Genomic DNA, 22879 nt, shown 5'->3' with positions numbered 1-22879 from the left:
GTGTCAGGCTTGCTCAGGGGCGGCGAACGGTGCGTCCAGCGGCAAGGTGTCGAAGGTACGCAACAGTTCGATGAGGATTTGCGTTGCCGGGCCCAGCGGTTTGTCCTTGTTCGAATACAGATAGAAGCTCGGGTTGCGGCTGCCGCCCTGATCCAACGGTAGCAGCTTGAGCGTGCCTTCCTTCAATTCCCGTTCGATCATGTGCCGGGGCAGCCAGGCAAAGCCCAGGCCGCTGCTGACGAACGTGGCAGCCGTGGCGAGGCTGCCGACGGTCCAGCGCTGTTCGGCGCCGAGCCAGCCGACGTCGCGTGGTTGCTGGCGGCCGGAGTCGCGAATCACCACCTGCATCTGGGTTTCCAGGTCCTGGAAGTTCAGTTCGCGATTGAGGCGATGCAGCGCGTGATCCGGGTGGGCGACCGCGACAAATTCGACGTCGCTCAATTCCGCGCCGAGGTAACCGGGAATGCTCAGACCGGTGATCGCCAGATCGGCCACGCCCTCGAGCAATACCTCTTCGACCCCCGACAACACCTCCTCGCGCAGACGCACGCGGCAGCCGCGACTCTGCGGCATGAACGCGGTCAGCGCCCGCACGATGCGTGCGCTGGGGTAAGCCGCATCGACCACCAGCCGCACCTCGGCCTCCCAACCTTGCTCCATGTGATGGGCGAGGTCTTCCAGTTGGCTGGCCTGTTTCACCAGTTGTCGCGAGCGGCGCAGCAGTACGCCGCCGGCCTCGGTGAGCACCGCTTTGCGCCCGTCGATGCGCAGCAATGGCACGCCGAGCTGGTCCTGCATGCGGGCGACGGTGTAACTCACCGACGATTGCGAACGGTGCAGAACCTCGGCGGCCTGGGCGAAACCACCGTGGTCGACCACGGCCTGCAATGTTCGCCATTGATCAAGGGTCACGCGGGGCGCTTTCATCAATAGCTCCTCTTGTCCTAAGCTGGCCGTCCCTCATGGAGACTGGCGAATGAAAAAATTCTGTTGTGTGGTGCTCGCGTTGCTGCCGCTGACTGCGTTTGCTTACCCGATCGATGTGCAGAAGAACCTCAATGGCTTGAAGATCGACTACGAGACCTTCGACACCGACAAAGACATCGGCTCCATCCGGGTCGCCAACTACGGTGATGTCGACGCGACCTGCAAAGTCGTTTTCAACAATGGTCCGGAAGCACCGCGTACGCGCAACATCGAAATCCCGGCCCGCAAGCATACGAATGCCACGGCCAAGTTCTCCCGCGAGATCATCAGGCTGCGCATCGACCTGAGCTGCAGCCCGAAATAACACCGATCCCTTGTAGGAGTGAGCCTGCTCGCGATAGCGGTGTGTCAGTCAACTCTGATGTATCGGACACGCCGCTATCGCGAGCAGGCTCACTCCTACAAAGGTGCGTGTCAGCATCTAAACGAATTATTCGATGCTTTGCAGCAATTATTTGCGCTTTTTCATCGATCCATCCCTGTTTAACCTTCACTCCATCGACCTACAACATTCTCGGATGGAGACTACACACCATGTCCCACGTTCTGATCATCGAAAGCAGCGCCCGTCAGCAAGATTCGGTTTCCCGTCAACTGACCCAGACCTTCATCGGTCAGTGGAAAGCGGCGCATCCCAACGATCAGATCACCGTGCGTGACCTCGCCGTGAATCCCGTTCCACACCTGGACGCCAACCTGTTGGGCGGCTGGATGAAGCCTGCCGAGCAGCGCAGCGCCAACGAACAATCGTCACTGGAGCGCTCCAACGATTTGACCGACGAGTTGCTCGCTGCCGACGTACTGGTGATGGCTGCGCCGATGTACAACTTCGCGATCCCGAGCACCCTCAAGGCCTGGCTCGACCACGTGCTGCGTGCCGGCGTGACCTTCAAGTACACCGAAACCGGCCCGCAAGGCCTGCTCAGCGGCAAACGTGCCTACGTGCTCACCGCTCGTGGCGGGATCTACGCCGGCGGCCCGGCCGACCATCAGGAACCGTACCTGCGTCAGGTCATGGGCTTCATCGGCATCCACGACGTGACCTTCATTCACGCTGAAGGCATGAACCTGGGCGGCGACTTCCAAGAGAAGGGCCTGAATCAGGCCAACGCCAAACTGTCCCAGGTCGCTTGATATGTTAATCGCCAGATAATCGCCGCTTGTTTAAGTGACCTGGCGCAACCCTTCAAGGCTCTACGCGCATCGAACCTCCCTTTGCACTTGTTGCTCCTGAGTGCTGTAGCCCGATTGAACGCTTTAGCGAGATCGGGCTTTTTTTTGCCTGGGATTCAGTGAGCGACGGATTCCCTGTAGGAGTGAGCCTGCTCGCGATAGCGGTCGTTCAATCACATCGATGTTGACTGACACACAGCAATCGCGAGCAGGCTCACTCCTACAGTGGGATTTTGTGTTGGTTGCGGAATGTAAAACCCGCTATCGTCGCCGCCATTCGAAACAGAGGCGACCATGGGCTATCTACTTTTTGTCACGCTGATCCAGGCGTTTTCCTTCAGTCTGATCGGTGAATACCTCGCCGGTCATGTCGACAGCTACTTCGCGGTGCTGGTGCGCGTGGTGCTGGCGGGGCTGGTGTTCATTCCGCTGACCCGCTGGCGTTCGGTGGAGCCGGCGTTCATGCGCGGCATGCTGCTGATCGGCGCGTTGCAGTTCGGCATCACCTACGTTTGCCTGTACCTGAGCTTCCGGGTGCTGACGGTGCCGGAGGTATTGCTGTTCACCATCCTCACGCCGCTGCACGTGACGTTGATCGAAGATGCGCTGAACCGACGCTTCAATCCATGGGCGCTGGTCGCAGCACTGGTCGCGGTGGGTGGCGCAGCAGTGATTCGCTTCGACCGGATCAACCCTGACTTCTTCATGGGCTTTTTGTTGCTGCAACTGGCCAACTTCACCTACGCCGCAGGCCAGGTGCTGTACAAGCATCTGGTGGCAAAACACCCGAGCGATCTGCCGCATTACCGGCGTTTCGGCTTCTTCTACCTCGGCGCACTGGCGGTGGTATTGCCGGCATTTCTGCTGTTCGGCAAAGCCAACTTCCTGCCCGAAGCACCGCTGCAATGGGGCGTGTTGCTGTTCCTCGGACTGGTCTCGACGGCGCTGGGGATGTACTGGTGGAACAAGGGCGCGTGCATGGTCAACGGCGGCACGCTGGCGGTGATGAACAACCTGCATGTGCCGGTGGGGCTGCTGCTGAATCTGCTGATCTGGAATCAGCACGAAGAGCTGGGGCGATTGTTGCTCGGCGGCAGCGTCATCCTCGCCGCAGTATGGATCAGCCGTTTGGGTATCAGACGCACCGCGTAACCCGGTGTAGGAGCTGCCGAAGGCTGCGATCTTTTGCTCTTCAAAATATCAAAGTCAAAAGATCGTCCGAACGCGGCCCGAGCCTGCGGCAGCTCCTACACGGTAAGCGTGCGTTACATCAGGTGTTTCTGGGGTTCCGGAATGTGCGCCGAACCGAGCACCGCCGGCAGCAACCCGGTACGCAAATCCCCACCACTCGGCTGCTGATACAGGCTCAAACCAAACTCCGGCAGCACCGCCAGCAGATAGTCGAAAATATCCCCCTGAATCCGCTCGTAATCAGCCCACACCGTGGTGGTCGTGAAACAGTAGATTTCCAGTGGAATGCCCTGCGCCGTGGTCTGCATCTGCCGGACCATGCAGGTCATGTTCGGCTGCACCTCCGGGTGACTTTTCAGATACGCCAGCGCATAGGCGCGGAAGGTGCCGATGTTGGTCATGCGCCGACGGTTGGCTGACATCGCCGCGACGTTACCCTGCGCCTCGTTCCACGCCTTGAGTTCGGCTTTCTTGCGGCCCATGTAGCCGGTCAGCAGGTGCACCTGGGAGAGTTTTTCCTCTTCATCATCGCGGATGAAGCGCACACCGCTGGCGTCGATGAACAGACTACGCTTGATCCGCCGCCCACCGGACTGCTGCATGCCGCGCCAGTTGCGGAACGACTCAGACATCAAGCGCCAGGTCGGGATCGAGACGATGGTCTTGTCGAAGTTCTGCACCTTGACCGTGTGCAGGGTGATGTCGACCACGTCACCATCGGCGCCGACTTGCGGCATTTCGATCCAGTCGCCGACCCGCAGCATGTCGTTGCTGGTCAGTTGCACACTGGCGACGAACGACAGCAACGTGTCCTTGTAGACCAATAGAATCACCGCCGACATGGCACCCAGACCGGAGAGCAGCAACAGCGGCGAACGGTCGATCAACGTGGCGACGATGATGATCGCGCCAAACACGTACAGAACCATTTTCGCCAGTTGCACATAGCCTTTGATCGAGCGGGTGCGGGCGTGTTCGGTGCGGGCGTAGATGTCCAGCAGCGCATTGAGCAGGGCGCTGACCGACAACAGCAGGAACAGGATGGTGAAGGACAGCGCCACGTTGCCGAGAAAGGTCATCGCGGTTTTGCTCAGTTCCGGCACCAGGTGCAGGCCGAACTGGATCACCAGCGATGGCGTCATCTGCGCCAGACGCTGAAACACCTTGTTGTGGCGAAAGTCGTTGATCCAGTGCAGCGCCGGCTGACGCCCGAGCATGCGGCTGGCATGCAGGATCAGATAACGTGCCACTCGTCCGAGTACCAGCGCGATCACCAATAGCAGCATCAGCGCCAGGCCGGATTGCAGGAATGGGTGCTGTTCGAGGGCACCCCATAGGTCTTGGGCGTTGAGCCAGAGCTGTTTGAAATCCATGTGAGCAACGATTCTTCTGTAAGACGCGATGGGCGATTAGAGCATTTAAGACGCTGTGTATTACCGTTGGAGACAAATCGAGCAACAAAAAAGCCACTGATTACGCCCGTTTGTATAAAGAAACTCGGCCTGAGCGCTCGAAACCGGTAACCTATGCAGCTGTTTTTTTGCATATCTTCGAGGTAGCACCCGTGTTTTCCCAATTCGCCCTGCACGAACGCCTGCTCAAAGCCGTGGCCGAGCTGAAATTTGTCGAGCCAACGCCTGTGCAAGCAGCGGCCATTCCGCTGGCGCTCCAGGGGCGTGACCTGCGGGTGACGGCGCAAACCGGTAGCGGCAAGACCGCCGCTTTTGTCCTGCCGATCCTCAACCGCCTGATCGGCCCGGCGAAGATCCGCGTCAGCATCAAGACCCTGATCCTGCTGCCGACCCGCGAACTGGCCCAACAAACGTTGAAAGAAGTTGAACGCTTTTCGCAGTTCACCTTCATCAAGTCCGGCCTGATCACCGGCGGTGAAGACTTTAAGGTGCAGGCCGCGATGCTGCGCAAGGTGCCGGACATCCTCATCGGTACGCCGGGCCGCATGATCGAGCAACTCAACGCCGGCAACCTCGACCTCAAAGAAGTCGAAGTGCTGGTGCTCGACGAAGCCGACCGCATGCTCGACATGGGTTTCGCTGAAGACGTGCAACGTCTGGTCGACGAATGCCCGAACCGTCAGCAGACCATGCTGTTCTCCGCCACCACCGGCGGTTCCGGCCTGCGCGAGATGATCGGCAAGGTGCTGAACAACCCTGAGCACTTGCAGCTCAACGCGGTCAGCCAGCTGAACTCGACCACTCGTCAGCAGATCATCACTGCCGACCACAATCAGCACAAAGAACAGATCGTCAACTGGCTGCTGGCCAACGAGACCTACCAGAAGGCCATCGTCTTCACCAACACCCGCGCCATGGCCGACCGCATCTACGGCCGCCTCGTGGCCCAGGAATACAAGGCGTTCGTGCTGCACGGCGAGAAAGACCAGAAGGATCGCAAACTGGCGATTGATCGTCTGAAGCAGGGCGGCGTGAAGATTCTGGTAGCGACCGACGTCGCGGCCCGTGGTCTGGACGTTGATGGCCTGGATCTGGTGATCAACTTCGACATGCCACGCAGCGGCGACGAATACGTGCACCGCATCGGTCGCACCGGCCGTGCCGGTAACGACGGTCTGGCGATCTCGCTGATCTGCCACGGCGACTGGAACCTGATGTCGAGCATCGAGCGCTACCTGAAGCAGAGCTTCGAGCGCCGCACCATCAAGGAAGTCAAAGGCACCTACGGCGGGCCGAAGAAGGTCAAGGCCTCGGGCAAAGCCGTTGGCGTGAAGAAGAAAAAGACCGACGCCAAGGGCGACAAGAAGAAAACCGCCGCCAAGACCCCGACCAAGCGCAAGAGCGCCAACCGGCCGAAGCCGGATTCTCTGGTGAGCAGCGACGGCATGGCCCCGCTCAAGCGCCGCAAGCCGGCAGAGCCTGCGGCTGAATAAGTCGTTTCAAGCGGCCAATAAAAAACCCGGACAGTGTCCGGGTTTTTTTATGCCCAGGGTTTGTCAGTTCCCCAACTGTCCGCTGGTGTCTGCGTCAAAGCGCTGTTTGGCGCGATCTGCCGCCGGTTTGAGCTGCGCGAGCAACGCAGCTTCGCTGTACAGCCGCAAGTTCCCGAGCTCTTTCGGCGTCGGCTCGATCGGGATCAGTACATCTTCACCGTCAGCGTGCAGCCAGATCGCCACGACGTGCAGTGCCGAGACAAACAGCACGCGCAATTCAACGCTTTTGCCGTGCAATTGCGGCGCCTGTTCCGCCAGTTTCAACGCGCCCACTGTGTCGGCGGCCCGGGTGCCGTGGTTCAACGAAGCGAACTCGACATGGCCACGCACCTCGGCCAGTTGCGCATCGGCAATGCTTACGCCGTCGGCAAACACCAGGTAATGCCAGTCGCCGATACGTGCGTCTTTCAGACCCTTGCCTTGGCTCAGGTCGTCGAGTGTCAGCGAGTAGCCGCGATAGGCTTCGCTGAGGCTGACTTTGGCCGGTGTCGCGTTGGCGAACTGGCGGTTGATGCCGAAGCCCTGGTTTTGCAGCGCGGCTTGCAGCACCGGACGCAAAGTCTGTACGCCGTTGGAAGGCGCCTTTGGATAAGTCAGTTGCATTGTCGCCCTCCTAGTTTTTCGCGGTGAAGTAAGTGTGAGTCCAGTTGCCGCCGCCGTTGTACGAACCGGGGAATGAGTTCAGCGCGCGGGTCGAGTAACCGTAGATCGAGTCGGCGATCAGCAAGTAGTTGCCGTTGGTGCCGTAGATCGCCAGGAAGTGCGCACCGCCACCATACCAGGCACAACGCAGGCCGACCGGGCGGCCCATGTTGATCTGGTTCTGAATGGCCGACATCTGCAGCGAACCCTGATTCATCCCGTTATAGCTGCGGGTGGTTTGCAGGGCCGAATCCAGGTAGCCATAGACGTTGCACGGGCCAGGCTGGCTGCAGCAATTGCGGTCCAGTTGGGTGCTGGCGACGCCGCACTGAGTCCAGGCTCCGGTGCCATAGTAGTTGCCGACCGATGCGGAAACGGCGGCCCAGCACCAGTTGGTCTGAGTCTGTTTCTGCATGCTGAAGTTGAGGTTGGCAGCGGCCGGTGCCGCGGTTTGCGCAGTGGCTTCAACCTCGACCAGTTGCGGGTCCAGCAGGTGGCCGATGAGGCACCTTGGCAGGCTCTCGCCGGTGAATGATGTTGCTTGAGTGGTTAACATTTTTTCAGTCCTCCATGAATGAAAACAAGCGTCCAGCTTGTGGTTGTATTGCGGTAATGCCGAGCGATCGGTGGTTAACGGTTTTCATCTGCGATGAACGGTGCCGATCTCCTTGCTCGAGGTAACCTTAGTCTGAATATGCGTTTATGCAAGAAAATAAATGCATTGATGCATTTTCAGGGGCAAAAGATCGCAGCCTTCGGCAGCTCCTACAGAGTTCGGTGTAGGAGCTGCCGAAGGCTGCGATCTTTTGATCTTGCTTTTAACCCTCGGCTTTTTTCTCAGCCGTCCCCAATTCCTTCAAGCGCTGATCAATCAACTGGCACTTGTCCGGCAGATCGGCGCTGGCCGACCCCAGGTCCATTTTCTGCAACTCGGCATTGATCTCCTTGGCCTTGGCCGGATTCTGTTCGGTGAGCTTGGCCACTTCCTTGGCCAGTTGTTCACGTTTGGCGGTGGCCTCTTCTGGTGTGCAGGCCCAGACAGGCAGGGCGCAGGCGAGGGTGGCAGCGAGGGTGAGCTTGAGCAGGGTTTTCATGGGGGCGGGCCTCCGTTCCGGTTAAGGCGGGTTAACCGGTGGAGGGGGACATTCTGGAAAAGTTCAGTGAAGATTGCCTTTGCACGCCGGCTTGCTCACCAAATACTCGCTCAGTAGTCCAATTCAACCAGCGAAGTACCTACGCAACGATCAAAAATGTCGGCAAGAGGTTGGTCACTTGAGTAGAAAGAATGAATGCACGCGTCTATCCATTCCTGTCGGCCAATCGAACTCCAGTCAATTGAATAGCCCGCATTGACGATAATGTATTCGAACAAAATGCGCTGAGTTCGACCATTACCTTCCCTGAATGGATGGGCTACGTTGAGTGTCCCATAGGACTCGGCAACGGATACCACCAGTTGATCGCGGCGGTATCCTTCGAACCAGTTCGCAGCCTCGATCCTTTCAAATTCCTTCGCTACCTCTCGCTCAATGAACTCCGGGCTGCAGAATCGAGTGGTTCCTTTGCTAATTGCCAGTGATCGAATTTCACCTGCCCAAGAATAAACTCGTTCAAACAGGGTGCGATGGATTTGTTTCAACGTTGCAAGACTGTAAGGAGGCAGGATGAAATCGAGGGTTTCAGCGGCTACCTCGTTGATATAGCGTTCGGCTTCATCAAGGTCTTGCGCGTTTTGCAGGTTGAGCAAATTGATCAAAACGTCAGTTCCGGGGTAACAATCCGGAGCCTGGTCAGTACCGTACTTGTCAGTGCTCAAGCTTTCACGTGCCGCACAGCCCTCAAGGCTGCGTCTCTGGTGGGCAGCTTGATATCACCCTCACAAGGCGATGGTACAAAACCTTCCAAGCGCAAACTCGCTGCGAAATTGCCTTTTCGGTACTTGGCAAACCATACTTTTTTGGCTTGCAAACTGAGCTTTTCCATATTGGCACCTTACTGACAGTCTGCAGTTATTATAGCGGGCCGAAGCCTTCGGAGTCGCTAGCATCGCACATTCAGAAAAACTGTTGTGTCCACTTGTCGGTATCTGAAACGCTCGAATGATTCGATTTGCTGCTGGTCCGACTGCGGTAAAGGGTTGATGTAGCTGGCGAAAATTCAGCTGCCCACATCGGCGAGAAACTTATATCAATCACTATGGCAGCAGATGGACTTCGTTCCTCCATCATACCGATCATGGTGCCGCACCCACTCCATGATGTCGTCCTCATTCCTGCCCTTGGGGGTGAGGTCGAGGTAATTGTAGGCGCCGACCAGCATGTCCAGACCTCGGGCGTAGGTTGAGTAGGTATGGAATATGTCGCCCTTCGCATTTCGATAGAAAACACTCAGCCCCGGCATTTCTTCCTCGGCGCCGTCAGTCTTTTCGTAGTTGTAGGTAGCCTTTCCGGCTTCGGCGTCCTCGGCTCTGGCGCAAACACCAAAGTCGTAGTTGAAATCGGAACCGTCTGACGACACCCAGTCGAATTTCCAGCCCATGCGCTGCCTGAAGGCCTGAAACTGTTCGAACGGTGCGTGGGAGACCGCCACCACCGCAATATCGTGATGCGCCAGATGCTGGTTCGCGCCGTCGATGTGGTCGGACAGGAACGAGCAGCCCTGGCAGCCTTCCTTCCAGTCCTTGGCGAACATGAAGTGATAAACAATCAGTTGACTGTGTTGGCCGAACAAGTCGGCCAGTTTCAGTTCGCCGGTCGGGCCGTGGAAGCGGTAGTCCTTGTCGACTCTGACCCAGGGCAACGCCCGGCGTTTGGCGCTAAGGCGATCGCGCTCGCGGGTGAAGGCCTTTTCGTCGGCCAGATGTTGTTTGCGCGCGGCGAGCCATTCTTCACGCGACACCACTGGATGATTCTCGACGTTCATGATGATTTCTCCTGCGGGGGTTGAAACCGTCTTTGTCAGACTAGTCGTTTAACCCACGATCAATTCGACAGACCGCCGGTCGGTCGCGGCGTGAAATGCGGCTGAACGGCGGCGACAGGCACCGGTCACAACCTATGACAGCGCCCCAAATCACGCGCACCGGAGGTTGAATCAGGATGACGACTTATAACTGGGATTTGATTGAACGTTTGCTGCATGAAGTGCAGAACAGTGCAGGCGAAAGTTTCGCGCCGCGAAAATATGCCGAGGATTATGCTGCGGCGAAAGCCAGCGCCGGTGAGCCGATCGAGAATCTGGATCACCTGAAAACGGTGGCTTGCGAATACGAAGGCTTGTTGCTTGATCGTGGATTTATCGAACCGCGTCCGGATCATATGGGCAGCACCGGCAACAATTTCATTCTGACCCCGCGTGGGTCGAGCCTGTTGAGCCTTATCGACAGCAGCATTCCCGGCAATGATCATCCACGGCAGGTGCTGGATGAGCAGGACGATGCGCTGGATGAAGCGACATTCGATGAAGTGGCTTCAAAGGCGCAGATTGCCTGAAAGTAAAAGATCGCAGCCTCCGGCAGCGCCTGCACATAACCCTGTAGGCGCTGCTGAAGGCTGCGATCTTTTGATCTTCTATTCCTGCTTTGCTGCCTTCAGACACTTCAAATCATTGAAGTCCTTACGCACACCCTCGATCTTCTTCAACAACCGCTGACGCTGCTGCGGCGTACTCTCCGCCATCAGATCCACCGCCAGCGAACGCGCCTGCGCTTCGGTGTTGGCGTAGGCCTTCTGGTAATCCGCTGTCCATAATCGCTCGCGGTTGACCAGAAGTGTCTCGATTCGCTGTGGGAATTCCGGACTTTTACGCTGGGCAACGGCGTTACTGAACTGCTGCTGCCAATGCGCGCGGTTGGCGATCCATTGAGTGTTCTGATCGCCCAGTGCGGTTGACCAGGCCATCACTCGTTGTTCCTGAGTAACGCTCAACGGGCCGAGCCAGTCGGTCAGGCGCTTGTCCATGCGTGCAGCGCGTTCAGCAATCTGCTGCGCCAGCGGCGGTTTGACGAATTCCTTTTCCCGTTTGCGCAGGTCCTTGGCGAACGCGTCGTTCATCTCGGCAACTTGTTTGTCGTCCAATCCTTGCAGCAATTCGACGGCCGACGGGGTGATCTGGTGCGCAGTTTCAGCGATGGCCTGTTTGGCCTCTGCGGTTCGCGCTTGCAACGCCGCGTCCGTCACCTGATTGGTTTCGACCATCGCCTGCAAGCGATCCAGCCAGTCGAGATAGCCCGGCAACTGCGTGGTGCAGTGCCAGTTCAGGTGTTCCTTGAGCCGTTCGTTGAACCAGTCCTTCTGCTCGCCGTTCATGTCCAGGTAGTCGCCAAGCGTCCACGGAATGATCACGTCGAGATTGCGGTAGGCCAGGCCGACACGGCTGCAGGCGCCGAGGGCGAGGGTGAGGATCAGCAGGGTGGCGATGTACTTGAACCAGCGAGACATGAGCGAGTCCTTGCGAGAGCCTGACGTCTGATTCCTATGTGAACGCAGGAGGCTCCCGGCAGTTCAGCCGATCAATAGAACGCGCGTTCGGCCTTGAGCGTGACCAGGCCGTCGCACTCGCTGTTTTGCCCGGAGTAAGCCGAGCAATCGCTGCCACTGAGGTTGGAATTGCTATAGATCAGGTCGAGGTCGACGCCCATGAATGGCCGGGAAAATTTCACCGACCAATCGGTAAAACTGCTGACGTAACCACCGTCCACAGACACCGGCGTGTTCAGTTGATGGGTGGTGTATTTCATGCTGATCCCGATGCCGAACGGCTGATTGCCGCCAAGGTCGGCGAACAGCGTGTTGTTCTGTTTGTCCGGGTCGTTGCTGAAGGCCACGCCGAAACGACTGCCGAGCAGGGTCAGGCCGCCGAACAGTTCCTGGCTGTCGAGGGTGTCCACTTTGGGGTAGCTGTAGTGGATCATCCCGACTTCATAGCCGAGCGACTGATCGAAAGGTTGTTTGAAGCCGACGTAGGAGTCGATTTCCAGATTCTTGCCCGGGGTAAGGCCCATGCTCGGTGCGTACTGGCCGACATACAGGCCGCTGTCGTGACTCAGATCGAGGCCACCGTGGAAAGAACCGACTGCGGCAGGTTTGACCAGCCCCTGAGCCATGCTGCGGCTGGGCGTGGTACCGAGTTTGAGGTCGAAGTCGCCGAGTTCGCGCTGGAAAATCTGCGCGTGCGCGGACGAGCAGACCAGCAGGCCGACAAGCACTAAACGGAAAGATTTGAGCATGCGTCACTCCATGAACAGCGAGGGCAGGGCTTGAACCTGCTGAAACGCTTAATCCAGACGCGTGCAAGGATACCGGCGAATGCTCGGCAATGATGGCCGTTCGTCGATTTTCAAAGATTGATTAAACAGAATGGAGGCTGTTGCGCGGGTGCCAGTCCAGACGCTTCGAAGCTCAAAGCGTCTCAGGACGGGTGTATTACCGGGTATTACTTCTTGCCCAGGCTGATCTGCTTGGACGGGCCGAACGTCTGGCCGCTGACGCCTTTGGCAATTTGCTGGATTTCACCGCCGGACTTGAGGAACGCTGCGATCTGATCGTTAATCGATTCGCTGGTTTCAACGGCTGGAGCTGGCTTTGCTTTGCTGGTGGATGCTTTTACACGCATGGCGGCCATTAACCTGTAGAAAAGTAACTCGGCCAGGCATCGTACAGGAATAACTTGACAATTGCTTGATAAATATCCCCCGGAATAACTGGGCGCCTGGGTGGAGTATTCTCGATCAATTATTCGAAATATCATCCTAAGCTGCTGTTTTAAATACGAACATTTATTCGCCACGAGTGAGATTGTCTGCGGTGAAAAGGCGTGGCAATGCCTGCGATGGTCTGACGAATGGCGCCCCAGTCGCGTCAGATACAGGAAAATCAAGGCGTTCCGCCGATTTTTCCGAGACGGCCGTTCAGCCAGCGAACGAGACGGGCAAAACCGGGTAGAATGCCGCCCACGCAATGAGGGTTCTGGAAAATGGCTTTAGTCGGGCGTTACAACAGTTTGCAAGTGGTTAAACACACTAACTTCGGTTTATATCTGGACGGCGGTGCCGACGGCGAAATTCTTTTGCCCAACCGTTATATCCCTAAAGATATTCCCAGCGAAGATGAAGACTGGCTCAACGTATTTATTTATCTGGACAGCGAAGACAAACTTCTCGCTACCACTGAAAAACCAAAAGTTCAGGTCGGCGAATTTGCCAGTCTGAAAGTTGTTGAAATCAACAGCATCGGCGTGTTCCTCGATTGGGGTCTGCCGAAGGATCTGTTGCTGCCGTATTCCGAAGAAAAGCGCCAGATGACCGCTGGTGAATATTGCGTGGTGCACGTCTACCTCGACAAACACACGCGTCGCATCACCGCGACTGCGCGCCTGGATCGCTACCTCGACAAGACCCCGGCCAACTACAGCGCCGGTCAGGAAGTCGATTTGCTGGTTGCCGAAGCCACCGACATGGGTTTCAAGGCGATCATCAACAACAAGCACTGGGGCTTGATTCACAAGAATGAAATCTTCAAGTTCATGCGTTCCGGCATGCGCGAGAAGGGTTTCATCAAGGAAGTGCGTGCCGATGGCAAGATCAGCCTCAGCCTGCAACCGGTGGGTCAGGAGGCGGCGAGCAGCCTGAGTTCGAAGATCCTCGGCAAGTTGCGCGATAACAACGGCACGCTGGCGGTCAGCGACAAGAGTGATCCGGCGCTGATCAGCAGCCTGTTCGGGGTCAGCAAGGGCAACTTCAAGAAGGCCATCGGCTCGCTGTACAAGGAAGGCAAGATCGTCATTCACGCCGATCGCATTGAACTAACCTGAGCCACCGCCGGCCCCATGTAGGCGCTGCCGCAGGCTGCGATCTTTTGCCTTTTGAAGATCAACAGATCGCAGCCTGCGGCAGCTCCTACATGAGGGTTCGCAGATGAAAAATGCGTTGATTGCCTATGGCGCCACCTTGCTGGCGTTTCTGTTGCTCGACGGTCTCTGGCTCGGCATATTGATGGCGCCGACCTACCGCGAGCTGCTCGGTTCACTGATGCTCGAAAAACCGCTGCTGGTTCCGGCAGCGGTTTTTTATTGCCTGTACGTTTTTGGTTGCGTGCAGTTTGTGGTGTTGCCGGCGCTGAGCTGGCAACGGGCGGCAAAGATGGGCGCATTGTTGGGGCTGGTGGCGTATGGCACGTATGACCTGACCAATTGGGCGACATTGCGCGGGTGGTCGGTGCAGGTGAGTTTGATGGATTGGGCGTGGGGGGGCTTTGCGACGGCTGTTGCCTGCTCGGTCGGATTTTTGGTGACGAAACGACTACTGAGTTCACCACCCTGATCTGCGTTGTTCAAACTGACGCCATCGCTGGCAAGCCAGACTCCCACAGAGTTTTGTGTCGAACAAAGAGTCAATGAGCAAACCGGTCATTGTGGGAGCTGGCTTGCCAGCGAATGGCGGCGCAGCCGACGGCCATTCACTGCTGACGTTCCTGACGCAGACAACGTCTTTTTCAGACGGCTTTTTTTGCCCGAGTGATTGATAATCCCCGACACAGATTTTCGACCAGTGGATGGCTGCCATGTTGTGTGTGTTCGAGGTGTTGCGGTGAGTGTCGAGCGGCGCAATGCCGATGGGTTTGCCTTGCAGGTGATGATCGGCCTGTGCCTGATCTGGGGCGTGCAGCAAGTGATGATCAAGTGGGCCGCGCCGGACATCGCGCCGGTGATGCAGGCCGCCGGGCGCTCGGGGATTTCCGCGTTACTGGTGGGCCTGCTGCTGTGCTGGAAGGGTGGCTGGGATCAGGTCGGCAACACCTGGCGCGGCGGCCTGCTGGCCGGTGCGCTGTTTGGCCTGGAGTTCTTCTTCATCGCCGAAGGCCTGCAACTGACCACCGCCGCGCACATGTCGGTGTTCCTTTACACCGCACCGATTTTCACCGCGCTGGGCGTGCATTTCCTGCTGGCCAGTGAGCGCCTGCGCCCGCTGCAGTGGCTGGGGATTCTGCTCGCGTTCGTCGGCATCGCGATAGCCTTCGCTGGCGGTCTGTCGTGGGACAACCTCGACCGGCGCATGCTGTTGGGCGATGCGTTCGGGGTCATTGCCGGCGCCTGCTGGGGCGCGACCACCGTGGTGGTGCGTGCTTCGCGGCTATCGGAAGCGCCGGTAACCTTGACCCTGTTCTATCAGTTGATCGTCGGCTTCGTCGGGCTGTTGTTGATCGCGTTGTTCAGCGGCCAGATCAGCCACGTCAGCCTGACCACCGTGGCGGTGGCCAGCGTGTTGTTCCAGGGCCTGGTGGTGTCGTTCTTCAGTTACCTGACGTGGTTCTGGCTGCTGCGCCGCTATCTGGCGGCCAATCTGGCGGTGTTTTCGTTCATGACCCCGTTGTTCGGCGTCACGTTCGGCGTGGTCCTGCTCGGTGAAGAATTGAGCGTGAACTTCGTCATCGGCGCGGTGTTGGTGTTGCTCGGCATCACCTTTGTCAGCGCTGAGCAGTGGGTGCGTCGGCGTTTGCGCAGAGCCCTCGGCCAGCGCTGACCGATTGCAGCGCCAGCCCGCCGGCAATCAGCAGACCGCTGCCGGCGATGATCAGCGCCGGTTGCAAGCCGCCGCTGAAATGGCTGCTCAGCGCCGCGAGTAATGGGCCGCTGAGCTGGCCGACCGCAAAGCATGCGGTCAGCAGCCCGGCGTTGCGCTGGGTGGTGTGGGGCGCCAGTTCTCGCGAACGTTGCATCACCAGTTGCATGCAAGCGAGGAACGGCATGCCGCACAACATCACCCCCAGCGCCAGGCCATAACCGCTGCCCAACAAGCACGCAAAGACTCCCAGCGCCTGCAGCCACAGTGTGGCCGTCAGCCAGTGACGCGTAGTGTTCGGATCGTGGCGACGCAGACTCACCAGCAGCACGCCAATCGCCGCGCCGAGGCCGAAGCACGGCCAGAACAGATCAGCCTGCCATTGCCCGTGAAACTGCGCGTTGGCCATTTGCGAAAGAAACGTGGCGGGGATGATGTAACCCACGCCATACAGCGCATACACCACTGCCAGTCGCGGGATGCCGCGATTCGAATGGCTGACATTGAGCGTGGCGACCGGCGTGTGCACACCCGGTTGCGGCAGGATTCGCACGATGGCGAGCAACATCACCAGCGCCACGGCGGCATAGATCAGCCACAGCGTGGCGGAAGTCTGGTTCAGCAGATGTGAGAACAGTGCCAGCAACCCGGTCAGAAAAATCCCCAGCCCCGGACCGGCGAATACCAGCGCCCCCAAGCGTGGCCGACCCGCTGCCGCTGCCAGTGGCTGACTCAGCGCGGTAATCATCACCAGCACCCAGGCACTCGCCACCCCGGTGCCGAAGCGCAACAGCAAATGCGCCCAGAAACCGTTAGCCCAGAACGACGCCAGGGTCAGCAGCACGCACAGCCACAAACCGCCATGCAAACGGCGCTGCACTTGCTGCGGACGGTGGGCGAACATCGCGTCCACTGCACCCAGCAGGTAGCCGAGGTAGTTGGCCGCGGCAATCAGACCCGCGGCGGTAAGGTCTACCTGGCCCTCGCTGAGCAGGTGCGGCAGTTGTGGCGTGAGGGCGAAACGCCCGATGCCCATGGCCATCATCAGGGCGACGAAGCAGGCGGATAAGCGAATCAGTGGCGACATGGTCGGGATTCCTTTGAACGAGCAATGACCGTCAGGCTAGAAGCGATTGACTTTCTTTAAAATTGAATAATAGTGAGCAACTTGTTCTGTTATGGAGAAGGCTCGTGGAGTTCAGCCAATTGCGGATCTTTCAGGCAGTCGCCGAGGAAGGTTCGATCACCCGCGCTGCAGAACGCCTGCACCGGGTGCCGTCCAACCTGTCGACCCGGCTCAAGCAGTTGGAAGAGCAATTGGGCGTCGAACTGTTCGTCCGTGAGCGTCAGCGTTTGCAGTTATCGCCTGCGGGAAAAGTCCTGCTGGACTACACCGGCAAGCTGTTTGCCCTGCGTGATCAGGCCAGTGCGGCAGTGATGGGCGGGCAACCAGCGGGGGATTTCGTCCTCGGCACGTTGTACAGCACCGCAGCAATCCACTTGCCGGCGTTGCTCGCGCGCTATCACAAGCAATACCCGGCGGTGAATCTGCAGGTGCAGTCCGGACCCAGCGGCGAATTGCTCGAAGGCCTGGTCTCCGGGCGTCTCGATGCGGCGTTGGTGGACGGTCCGCCGCAACTGGCCGGGATCGACGGCGTGCCGCTGTGTGACGAGCGTCTGGTGCTGATCAGCGAAGCCGATCACCCGCCGATCCGCAGCGCCAAAGAGGTCGAGGGCAGGGCGGTGTTCACCTTCCGTCATGGCTGCGCCTATCGCGCACGGCTGGAGGCGTGGTTCGTCCACTATCAGGCGGCGATGGGCCGGGCGATGGAGATCGAGTCGTATCAGGGCATGCTGGCTTGCGTGATTGCCGGCAGCGGTGTGGCGCTGATGTCGGAGTCGATGCTCGCCAGTCTGCCGGGGCGCGAAAGCGTCGCGGTGCACCCGTTGGCCGAGCCGTTTGCCAGTGCGACAACATGGCTCATGTGGCGCAAGGGCATGGTCGGGGCCAACCTCAATGCCTGGATTGAACAGCAGCAAGCGCTCTATCCCGTGGCTGCGAACGAAACCCGGCAAACGGCGTGAACCAACCGATCCGAATTCTGTTCAATTCAGTAACAGATCATTGCGGATTTGGCCGAGCATTGCGTAGGACTTCGGACTATTATCAGTGCGAAGCGGCCTCAGAATTCCGGTCGCTCAGCACTACCCTGAAGGGGGCATGACGATGAAAGAGAAAATTCAGAACTGGCTGCACGATTTGGGTGTTGCCCTCGGCTTGATCGAACCGCCTCTGCAACCCGTACCGATCCGCACCGATGACGAACAGCGCCGGCGTCAACAACGGCGCCGGTAAGCACGACTCACAAGTGAGTGACGCTTGTTGTGGCGAGGGAGCTTGCTCCCGCCCGGCTGCGCAGCAGTCGTAAGGTCACCGAACAAGGTCCGTCTGGCACAACCGGGCTGAATGGTTTTGGGGCTGCTTCGCAGCCCAGCGGGAGCAAGCTCCCTCGCCACAGGGTTTCAGCTCACCCTAATGGTTGTATTTGGCAAACCCTCTCAATGCCGTCCAATCTCCAGCAAAAACTGGCTCAAGTCATTCGCAGTCTTCGCGGTCTTGAGCATGTGATCCTCTTCGGCAGTGAATGCCGTCAGTCCGAATTCATCTTCCAGGTGGAAGATCAGATCCTCGATATCCGCTTTCTCCAGCCCCAGTTGCACCAGACTGGTGTTGTCGTTGAAGTCGCGATTTTCCAGCAGGCGCTTGATGAACCGATGCACGGCGGCACGCACGGCAGCTCTTCTCATGGCAGACAGTTTCGTTGTTGTTTTGACTGATTACAGCAGGCCTCAAGCGTGCCCGCGCAGCCATTCGTCAATCATCGAGCGCAGATGCTCGCCGGAAAAACTGCCGAAATGTCCGCCATGCACCGTGCGGATCGGTAGCGCCTGCAAGCGCCGCAGACTGGCGGCGTAATCCTGCAGATTGGAGTGGTAGGCGTCCTCGATCAACGGCCCGTCGTAAATGATGTCGCCGCTGAACAACGTTTCGGTCGCCGCTTCATACAGGCTGATCCCGCCCGGCGAATGCCCCGGCGTGTGCAGCACCTGCAAGGTGCGATTGCCCAGATCCAGCACGTCGCCATCCTCGACAAACCCGGTGGCCGGCGCGGCCTTGACCCGGTATTCGGCGTAGCACAGCGGGCAGTCCGGGTGCGCCTCGAACATGTCGTCGCCGACGAAGGCCCGGCTCAGGTCATTATCACCATCCGGCGCGGCAAGAATGTCGGCCTCGGCGCGATGTACCAGGCGTTCGGCGAATTCGTGATGCCCGGCGATGTGATCAAAGTGGCAGTGGCTGGCGACGGCCACCAGCGGCCGTTCGGTGAGCCACGGCAGCTGTTCGCGCAGGCTGACCAGCCCCGAGCCGCTGTCGAGCAGCAGATCCTTGTTGCGGCCCTGGATGTGCCAGAGGTTGCAGCGGTAGAACGGGCGGATGTACGGCTCGTGGATCAACCGGATGCCATCGCTCAAGCTCAAAACGTCGAACCATTGATCGCGAGAAACAATCTTCATCAATCATTTTCTCCAGACGAAAAAAACGGGTGTGGCAACCGACGCCACACCCGTCGAAGAAAGCATCAAGTCGTTACATCAGAGCTTAGATCGCGCTCGCCACCGTCGCCGGGCGAGGGGAGACCAGGCTGACCACCACAAAACTCACCAGACCTACCGCAAGGCTGTAGTAGATCGGGGTGTTGGCGTCGAGACCGTCCTTGAACATGAACAGCAGCGCGGTGGCGAAACCCAGGCCCATGCTGGCGATGGCGCCGGCGGTGGTCGCGCGTTTCCAGAAAATCGCACCGATCAGCGGAATCAGCATGCCGCCCACCAACAGGTTGTACGCCAGGGTCAGGGCGCTGATCACGTCATTCACCACCAGCGCGATGCCCAGTACCACCACACCGGTCAGCAGGGTGAACAGGCGGTTGATCGCCAGACTCGACTGTTTGCCGCCGCGCAATTTCGGCAGCAGGTCTTCAGTCAGGGTGGTGGCCGCTGCCAGCAGACCGGCGCTGGCGGTGGACATCATCGCGGCCAGAGCAGCAGCGATCACCAGGCCACGGATGCCGTCCGGCAGCGACAGTTTGACGATGGCGGCGAAGGCGTTGTTGACGTTGTCCAGATCCGGGATCAGTACGTGAGCGGCCATGCCGATCAGCGCGCAAGCCAGACCGTAGAGGATGCAGTAAATACCGGCGATGCTGCCGGCGTACTGGGCGACTTTGGCGGTCTTGACGGTGAACACCCGTTGCCAGATGTCCTGACCGATCAGGATGCCGAAGAAGTAGATCATGAAGTAGGTGATGATCGTGTCCCAGCCGATGGTGGTGAAGTTGAACGCCGCTGCCGGCAGCTTCAGCACCAGTTCGTCCCAGCCGCCGACGCGGTACAGGCAGATCGGCAACAGGATGAACATCAGGCCCACGGTCTTGATGATGAACTGCACGATGTCGGTCAGGGTCAGCGACCACATGCCGCCGATCGCCGAGTAGATCACCACCACGCCACCACCGAGCAATACCGAGATCCAGAACGGCAGGCCGAACAGCACTTGCAGCACGGTGCCGATGGCGAGGATCGAGGTCACGCCGATCATCAGCGCGTAGGCCAGCATGATCGCCGCGCTCGCCGAGCGGGCCATCGGGTTATAGCGTTTTTCCAGCACCTGGGTAACGGTGTAGATCTTCAGTTTCAGCAGCGGTTTGGCGAGGAACAGGTTCAGCGCGACGATGCCGCAACCCAGTGCCGCACACAGCCAGAAGCCGGAAATGCCATGCACGTAGCCCAGACGCACGGTGCCGACGGTGGACGCACCACCGAGCACGGTCGCGGCCATGGTGCCCATGTACAGGCTCGGGCCCAGGTTCCGCCCGGCGACCAGAAAGTCCTCGTTGGTCTTGGCCTTGCGCATGCCGTAGTAGCCGAGCAACAGCATGCCGGCGGCGTAGATGAGGACGACGAATAAATCCAAAGCCATGATGGCGTGTCTCCGATTGTCTTTTTTATGTGGAACGCTGAATCGAATGCCTCTCTGTGGCGAGGGAGCTTGCTCCCGCTGGGCTGCGAAGCGGCCCCAACAGCTTCATTGCGACTGCTGCGCAGTCGAGCGGGAGCAAGCTCCCTCGCCACAAGAACTCCAATCCTTCAAATTTTTTGGGTGAATCAGGCCGCCTGGCGCAGTGCCGATTTAGCTGGCGACTTCGCGCCTTGGCTGCGCGCATCCTGCGGTCCAAACACCTCCCGCGGTTCCGGGAACAGGCTCAGCAGTGTCAGGTACACCACCGACGCCAGGCCCAGGGTCACCGGCAGGCTGATGTCGATACCACCGGCCAACTCACCCAGCGGGCCGACGAACTGTCCCGGCAGATTGACGAAGCACAGGCCGACCGCCGCGCTCGGGATCCATGCGCCCAGGCCACGCCAGTTCCAGCCGTGGTTGAACCAGTAGCGTCCGCCTTGCTCGCCGCGAGTGAACACCTGCAGGTCATCCGGGCAGTAGAAGCCGCGACGCATCAAGAGGCCGATGATCATGATCACCATCCACGGGGTGGTGCAGGTGATGATCAGCACGGCGAAGGTCGACACGCTTTGCACCAGGTTCGCCGCGAAGCGCCCGATGAAGATGAAGGCAATCGACAGCACGCCGATCAGCAGCGTGGCTTTCACGCGTGACAGCACCCGTGGGAACACGCTGGACATGTCCAGCCCGGTGCCATACAGCGAGGTGGTGCCGGTGGACATGCCGCCGATCACCGCAATCAGGCACACCGGCAGGAAGAACCAGCTCGGCGATACCGCCAGCAGGCCGCCCACATAGTTGTTCGCCGCGATGTAGTCCGGCGCCTTGATCGCGACGATGGTCGCGGTGGTCAGGCCGAACAGGAACGGGATGAACGTGGCGATCTGCGACAGCACCACCGCAGCCATGATCCGCTGCTTGGACGTGTCACGCGGAATGTAGCGCGACCAGTCGCCGAGGAACGCGCCGAAGGAAATCGGGTTGCTCATCGCCACCAGCGCCGCGCCGATGAACGCCGCCCAGAAGCCCGGTTGACCGAGGTTCACCGTGCCGGCGTAGTTCACATCGAAAGGACCGGCGAAGGCGAAGATGCCCAGCAGGAACAACAGGCTGGCGCTCCACACCGCGATCTTGTTCACCCACAGCAGAAAGCGGAAGCCGTAGATGCACACGGTGAGTACCAGAATCGCGAACAGACCGTAGGCCAGGCCCAGGGTCAGGTCGGTTTCCGGCAGACCGATCAGGCGTTTCGCCCCACCGATCAACGCATCCCCCGAACTCCACACCGAGAGCGAGAAAAACGCGATGGCGGTCAACAGCGACAGGAACGAGCCGACGATCCGCCCGTGCACGCCGAAGTGGGCACCCGAGGACACGGCATTGTTGGTGCCGTTGATCGGGCCGAACAGGCCCATCGGTGCGAGGATCAGCGAGCCGAGCAGCACGCCCAGCACAATCGCCCAGACACCGGCCTGAAACGACAGGCCGAACAGCACCGGGAAACTGCCGAGCACGGCGGTGGCAAAGGTATTGGAACCACCGAAGATCATCCGGAACAAGTCCGTCGGGCCTGCGGTGCGTTCGTGGTCCGGGATCTGCTCGACCCCGTGGGTTTCAATTTGCGTAAGGCTTTGGTCGTTGTTGTTGTTATTCATGATCTGCTCCGATCATAAAGGCGCGCCTCATCGTGTGTGAGGCGTCACCTGTTTGGCTAAGGGGATGGCAGCCCTTCCGGCATTGCGGACAAATGTTCGTGGCAGGCCAGCCAATGGCCTTGTTGTTCTAGGCTCGACGCTTGTTTCCTGAAAACAATCGTCTCGCGCTCCTGGCTGAAATGTTGCTCCCCTTGCATGCGCAGCTCGGTGGCCACGTCATGGATAAACACCGCCACGTCACCTTGCAGGCTGACGAAGGCGTTGCTCGAAGTGCACGACAGCACTTCAAAGCCATCCTCGGCGCGCCAGCTGTCCCACAAGGCCTGATAGGCATCGCGCGACAGCAGCGGCTGTTCGAGGGTGTAAAACACGAAACTTGCATCGGCGCTGAACGCGCCGAAATAAGCTTCGCGATCGTTGCGAGCGAAGGCGGACACCAGATCGGCAGCCGCTTGCAACACCTGATCACGTTCGTTCATGGCCGAACCCTCAGCGGTGGACCACGCCCGGCAGTACGCAGAGCATTTCGTACAGCAGGTTGGCAGCCAGCAGCGAGGTGTTGCCGGTGGTGTCGTAGGCGGGCGAGACTTCTACCAGATCGCAGCCGATCAGGTCGAGGCCCTGGC

Annotated in this window: 27 protein-coding genes and 1 pseudogene; 10 read left to right on the top strand and 18 right to left on the bottom strand. The window is 59.1% G+C overall.

Annotated elements, in window-relative coordinates; all coding sequences use genetic code 11:
* Positions 1 to 3: 3 nt before the first annotated feature.
* Positions 4 to 927, bottom strand: coding sequence for a LysR family transcriptional regulator (locus ACIP8I_RS05345; RefSeq protein WP_007965998.1), 924 nt, complete (start codon positions 925 to 927; stop codon positions 4 to 6).
* A 49-nt stretch (positions 928 to 976) separates the two neighbouring features.
* Between ACIP8I_RS05345 and ACIP8I_RS05340 the strand changes: the two genes are divergently transcribed.
* From ACIP8I_RS05340 to ACIP8I_RS05330, 3 genes are all read left to right on the top strand, one after another.
* Positions 977 to 1291, top strand: coding sequence for a 3-phosphoglycerate kinase (locus tag ACIP8I_RS05340; RefSeq protein ID WP_202369388.1), 315 nt, complete (start codon positions 977 to 979; stop codon positions 1289 to 1291).
* A 230-nt stretch (positions 1292 to 1521) separates the two neighbouring features.
* A complete protein-coding gene (locus ACIP8I_RS05335; RefSeq protein WP_400759291.1) occupies positions 1522 to 2121 on the top strand; it encodes an FMN-dependent NADH-azoreductase in 600 nt (199 codons plus the stop codon).
* Positions 2122 to 2454: 333 nt separating this feature from the next.
* Positions 2455 to 3312 carry a carboxylate/amino acid/amine transporter gene (locus tag ACIP8I_RS05330; protein WP_007965993.1) on the top strand — a complete coding sequence of 286 codons (858 nt, stop codon included), beginning with the start codon at positions 2455 to 2457 and terminating at the stop codon, positions 3310 to 3312.
* Positions 3313 to 3425: 113 nt separating this feature from the next.
* Here ACIP8I_RS05330 and ACIP8I_RS05325 read toward each other — a convergent pair whose 3' ends face one another.
* On the bottom strand, positions 3426 to 4724 hold the full coding sequence (locus ACIP8I_RS05325; RefSeq protein ID WP_095138585.1) for a mechanosensitive ion channel family protein: 1299 nt from the start codon (positions 4722 to 4724) through the stop codon (positions 3426 to 3428).
* A gap of 191 nt (positions 4725 to 4915) precedes the next feature.
* On the opposite strand from ACIP8I_RS05325, the gene ACIP8I_RS05320 reads away from it, so the two are divergent.
* Positions 4916 to 6256, top strand: a complete 1341-nt coding sequence (locus ACIP8I_RS05320) for a DEAD/DEAH box helicase (protein ID WP_027614555.1) — start codon at positions 4916 to 4918, stop codon at positions 6254 to 6256.
* A 63-nt stretch (positions 6257 to 6319) separates the two neighbouring features.
* Here the strand turns inward: ACIP8I_RS05320 and ACIP8I_RS05315 are convergent, their stop codons facing one another.
* From ACIP8I_RS05315 to ACIP8I_RS05290, 6 genes are all read right to left on the bottom strand, one after another.
* Complete coding sequence (locus ACIP8I_RS05315) at positions 6320 to 6919, bottom strand: hypothetical protein (RefSeq protein WP_400759288.1); 600 nt, start codon at positions 6917 to 6919, stop codon at positions 6320 to 6322.
* A 10-nt stretch (positions 6920 to 6929) separates the two neighbouring features.
* Positions 6930 to 7514 (bottom strand): papain-like cysteine protease family protein, encoded by a 585-nt coding sequence (locus tag ACIP8I_RS05310; protein WP_400759286.1) that lies wholly within the window; start codon positions 7512 to 7514, stop codon positions 6930 to 6932.
* Between the two features lie 262 nt (positions 7515 to 7776).
* A complete protein-coding gene (locus tag ACIP8I_RS05305) occupies positions 7777 to 8052 on the bottom strand; it encodes a hypothetical protein (RefSeq protein WP_400759283.1) in 276 nt (91 codons plus the stop codon).
* Positions 8053 to 8162: 110 nt separating this feature from the next.
* Positions 8163 to 8714 carry a Fic/DOC family protein gene (locus tag ACIP8I_RS05300; protein WP_400759281.1) on the bottom strand — a complete coding sequence of 184 codons (552 nt, stop codon included), beginning with the start codon at positions 8712 to 8714 and terminating at the stop codon, positions 8163 to 8165.
* A gap of 56 nt (positions 8715 to 8770) precedes the next feature.
* The gene (locus ACIP8I_RS05295) at positions 8771 to 8941 is read right to left on the bottom strand and encodes a YhfG family protein (RefSeq protein ID WP_152546099.1); all 171 of its coding nucleotides are present in this window, start codon (positions 8939 to 8941) and stop codon (positions 8771 to 8773) included.
* A gap of 204 nt (positions 8942 to 9145) precedes the next feature.
* Positions 9146 to 9880: a DUF899 domain-containing protein gene (locus ACIP8I_RS05290; RefSeq protein WP_400759279.1), complete on the bottom strand. Its 735-nt coding sequence runs from the start codon at positions 9878 to 9880 to the stop codon at positions 9146 to 9148.
* A 176-nt stretch (positions 9881 to 10056) separates the two neighbouring features.
* On the opposite strand from ACIP8I_RS05290, the gene ACIP8I_RS05285 reads away from it, so the two are divergent.
* On the top strand, positions 10057 to 10449 hold the full coding sequence (locus ACIP8I_RS05285; protein WP_007962546.1) for a hypothetical protein: 393 nt from the start codon (positions 10057 to 10059) through the stop codon (positions 10447 to 10449).
* Positions 10450 to 10527: 78 nt separating this feature from the next.
* On the opposite strand, the gene ACIP8I_RS05280 is transcribed toward ACIP8I_RS05285, so the two are convergent.
* The 3 genes from ACIP8I_RS05280 to ACIP8I_RS05270 form a co-directional block, all read right to left on the bottom strand.
* Positions 10528 to 11397, bottom strand: coding sequence for a DUF6279 family lipoprotein (locus ACIP8I_RS05280; RefSeq protein ID WP_400759276.1), 870 nt, complete (start codon positions 11395 to 11397; stop codon positions 10528 to 10530).
* 71 nt (positions 11398 to 11468) lie between these two features.
* Complete coding sequence (locus ACIP8I_RS05275) at positions 11469 to 12185, bottom strand: TorF family putative porin (protein WP_367083727.1); 717 nt, start codon at positions 12183 to 12185, stop codon at positions 11469 to 11471.
* Between the two features lie 206 nt (positions 12186 to 12391).
* On the bottom strand, positions 12392 to 12580 hold the full coding sequence (locus tag ACIP8I_RS05270; protein ID WP_016985943.1) for a hypothetical protein: 189 nt from the start codon (positions 12578 to 12580) through the stop codon (positions 12392 to 12394).
* Positions 12581 to 12931: 351 nt separating this feature from the next.
* Between ACIP8I_RS05270 and ACIP8I_RS05265 the strand changes: the two genes are divergently transcribed.
* From ACIP8I_RS05265 to ACIP8I_RS05255, 3 genes are all read left to right on the top strand, one after another.
* The gene (locus ACIP8I_RS05265; RefSeq protein ID WP_400759274.1) at positions 12932 to 13768 is read left to right on the top strand and encodes a S1 RNA-binding domain-containing protein; all 837 of its coding nucleotides are present in this window, start codon (positions 12932 to 12934) and stop codon (positions 13766 to 13768) included.
* A gap of 103 nt (positions 13769 to 13871) precedes the next feature.
* Positions 13872 to 14276, top strand: a complete 405-nt coding sequence (locus ACIP8I_RS05260; protein ID WP_400759271.1) for a DUF2177 family protein — start codon at positions 13872 to 13874, stop codon at positions 14274 to 14276.
* 267 nt (positions 14277 to 14543) lie between these two features.
* Entirely contained in the window at positions 14544 to 15476 is a 933-nt protein-coding gene (locus tag ACIP8I_RS05255) for a DMT family transporter (protein WP_400759269.1), read from the top strand.
* Here ACIP8I_RS05255 and ACIP8I_RS05250 read toward each other — a convergent pair.
* Positions 15421 to 16602, bottom strand: coding sequence for an MFS transporter (locus ACIP8I_RS05250; protein WP_400759266.1), 1182 nt, complete (start codon positions 16600 to 16602; stop codon positions 15421 to 15423). The two genes, ACIP8I_RS05255 and ACIP8I_RS05250, sit on opposite strands and share 56 nt — an antisense overlap.
* Before the next feature lie 104 nt (positions 16603 to 16706).
* On the opposite strand from ACIP8I_RS05250, the gene ACIP8I_RS05245 reads away from it, so the two are divergent.
* Together ACIP8I_RS05245 and ACIP8I_RS05240 are read left to right on the top strand one after the other, a co-directional pair.
* A complete protein-coding gene (locus ACIP8I_RS05245) occupies positions 16707 to 17600 on the top strand; it encodes a putrescine utilization regulator PtrR (protein ID WP_108589373.1) in 894 nt (297 codons plus the stop codon).
* A gap of 142 nt (positions 17601 to 17742) precedes the next feature.
* Positions 17743 to 17871: a PA1414 family protein gene (locus ACIP8I_RS05240; protein ID WP_007914492.1), complete on the top strand. Its 129-nt coding sequence runs from the start codon at positions 17743 to 17745 to the stop codon at positions 17869 to 17871.
* 203 nt (positions 17872 to 18074) lie between these two features.
* On the opposite strand, the gene ACIP8I_RS05235 is transcribed toward ACIP8I_RS05240, so the two are convergent.
* The 6 genes and pseudogenes from ACIP8I_RS05235 to ACIP8I_RS05210 all read right to left on the bottom strand — a co-directional run.
* The gene (locus ACIP8I_RS05235; RefSeq protein WP_400759262.1) at positions 18075 to 18323 is read right to left on the bottom strand and encodes an acyl carrier protein; all 249 of its coding nucleotides are present in this window, start codon (positions 18321 to 18323) and stop codon (positions 18075 to 18077) included.
* Between the two features lie 42 nt (positions 18324 to 18365).
* A complete protein-coding gene (locus tag ACIP8I_RS05230) occupies positions 18366 to 19091 on the bottom strand; it encodes an MBL fold metallo-hydrolase (RefSeq protein WP_400759260.1) in 726 nt (241 codons plus the stop codon).
* An 85-nt stretch (positions 19092 to 19176) separates the two neighbouring features.
* Positions 19177 to 20556: a sodium:solute symporter gene (locus tag ACIP8I_RS05225; protein ID WP_047598203.1), complete on the bottom strand. Its 1380-nt coding sequence runs from the start codon at positions 20554 to 20556 to the stop codon at positions 19177 to 19179.
* 185 nt (positions 20557 to 20741) lie between these two features.
* Entirely contained in the window at positions 20742 to 22253 is a 1512-nt protein-coding gene (locus ACIP8I_RS05220; protein ID WP_400759258.1) for a purine-cytosine permease family protein, read from the bottom strand.
* A gap of 56 nt (positions 22254 to 22309) precedes the next feature.
* Positions 22310 to 22732 carry a nuclear transport factor 2 family protein gene (locus ACIP8I_RS05215; protein WP_095138602.1) on the bottom strand — a complete coding sequence of 141 codons (423 nt, stop codon included), beginning with the start codon at positions 22730 to 22732 and terminating at the stop codon, positions 22310 to 22312.
* A gap of 10 nt (positions 22733 to 22742) precedes the next feature.
* Positions 22743 to 22879 (bottom strand): annotated as a pseudogene (locus ACIP8I_RS05210) (arginase family protein); the annotation flags it as partial.

It is taken from the genome of Pseudomonas sp. NPDC088414 (assembly GCF_044753325.1).
Classification (GTDB): domain Bacteria; phylum Pseudomonadota; class Gammaproteobacteria; order Pseudomonadales; family Pseudomonadaceae; genus Aquipseudomonas.
Note: the sequence above shows the minus strand (reverse complement) of the source record. Positions and strands in the feature narration are given on the sequence as shown.

Excerpts from the sequence above, each read along its gene's own strand:
- ACIP8I_RS05345 (WP_007965998.1), bottom strand. The coding sequence starts at position 927 with ATGAAAGCGCCCCGCGTGACCCTTGATCAATGGCGAACATTGCAGGCC.
- ACIP8I_RS05340 (WP_202369388.1), top strand. The coding sequence starts at position 977 with ATGAAAAAATTCTGTTGTGTGGTGCTCGCGTTGCTGCCGCTGACTGCG.
- ACIP8I_RS05335 (WP_400759291.1), top strand. The coding sequence starts at position 1,522 with ATGTCCCACGTTCTGATCATCGAAAGCAGCGCCCGTCAGCAAGATTCG.
- ACIP8I_RS05330 (WP_007965993.1), top strand. The coding sequence starts at position 2,455 with ATGGGCTATCTACTTTTTGTCACGCTGATCCAGGCGTTTTCCTTCAGT.
- ACIP8I_RS05325 (WP_095138585.1), bottom strand. The coding sequence starts at position 4,724 with ATGGATTTCAAACAGCTCTGGCTCAACGCCCAAGACCTATGGGGTGCC.
- ACIP8I_RS05315 (WP_400759288.1), bottom strand. The coding sequence starts at position 6,919 with ATGCAACTGACTTATCCAAAGGCGCCTTCCAACGGCGTACAGACTTTG.
- ACIP8I_RS05310 (WP_400759286.1), bottom strand. The coding sequence starts at position 7,514 with ATGTTAACCACTCAAGCAACATCATTCACCGGCGAGAGCCTGCCAAGG.
- ACIP8I_RS05305 (WP_400759283.1), bottom strand. The coding sequence starts at position 8,052 with ATGAAAACCCTGCTCAAGCTCACCCTCGCTGCCACCCTCGCCTGCGCC.
- ACIP8I_RS05295 (WP_152546099.1), bottom strand. The coding sequence starts at position 8,941 with ATGGAAAAGCTCAGTTTGCAAGCCAAAAAAGTATGGTTTGCCAAGTAC.
- ACIP8I_RS05290 (WP_400759279.1), bottom strand. The coding sequence starts at position 9,880 with ATGAACGTCGAGAATCATCCAGTGGTGTCGCGTGAAGAATGGCTCGCC.
- ACIP8I_RS05285 (WP_007962546.1), top strand. The coding sequence starts at position 10,057 with ATGACGACTTATAACTGGGATTTGATTGAACGTTTGCTGCATGAAGTG.
- ACIP8I_RS05280 (WP_400759276.1), bottom strand. The coding sequence starts at position 11,397 with ATGTCTCGCTGGTTCAAGTACATCGCCACCCTGCTGATCCTCACCCTC.
- ACIP8I_RS05275 (WP_367083727.1), bottom strand. The coding sequence starts at position 12,185 with ATGCTCAAATCTTTCCGTTTAGTGCTTGTCGGCCTGCTGGTCTGCTCG.
- ACIP8I_RS05270 (WP_016985943.1), bottom strand. The coding sequence starts at position 12,580 with ATGGCCGCCATGCGTGTAAAAGCATCCACCAGCAAAGCAAAGCCAGCT.
- ACIP8I_RS05265 (WP_400759274.1), top strand. The coding sequence starts at position 12,932 with ATGGCTTTAGTCGGGCGTTACAACAGTTTGCAAGTGGTTAAACACACT.
- ACIP8I_RS05260 (WP_400759271.1), top strand. The coding sequence starts at position 13,872 with ATGAAAAATGCGTTGATTGCCTATGGCGCCACCTTGCTGGCGTTTCTG.
- ACIP8I_RS05250 (WP_400759266.1), bottom strand. The coding sequence starts at position 16,602 with ATGTCGCCACTGATTCGCTTATCCGCCTGCTTCGTCGCCCTGATGATG.
- ACIP8I_RS05240 (WP_007914492.1), top strand. The coding sequence starts at position 17,743 with ATGAAAGAGAAAATTCAGAACTGGCTGCACGATTTGGGTGTTGCCCTC.
- ACIP8I_RS05235 (WP_400759262.1), bottom strand. The coding sequence starts at position 18,323 with ATGAGAAGAGCTGCCGTGCGTGCCGCCGTGCATCGGTTCATCAAGCGC.
- ACIP8I_RS05230 (WP_400759260.1), bottom strand. The coding sequence starts at position 19,091 with ATGAAGATTGTTTCTCGCGATCAATGGTTCGACGTTTTGAGCTTGAGC.
- ACIP8I_RS05225 (WP_047598203.1), bottom strand. The coding sequence starts at position 20,556 with ATGGCTTTGGATTTATTCGTCGTCCTCATCTACGCCGCCGGCATGCTG.
- ACIP8I_RS05220 (WP_400759258.1), bottom strand. The coding sequence starts at position 22,253 with ATGAATAACAACAACAACGACCAAAGCCTTACGCAAATTGAAACCCAC.
- ACIP8I_RS05215 (WP_095138602.1), bottom strand. The coding sequence starts at position 22,732 with ATGAACGAACGTGATCAGGTGTTGCAAGCGGCTGCCGATCTGGTGTCC.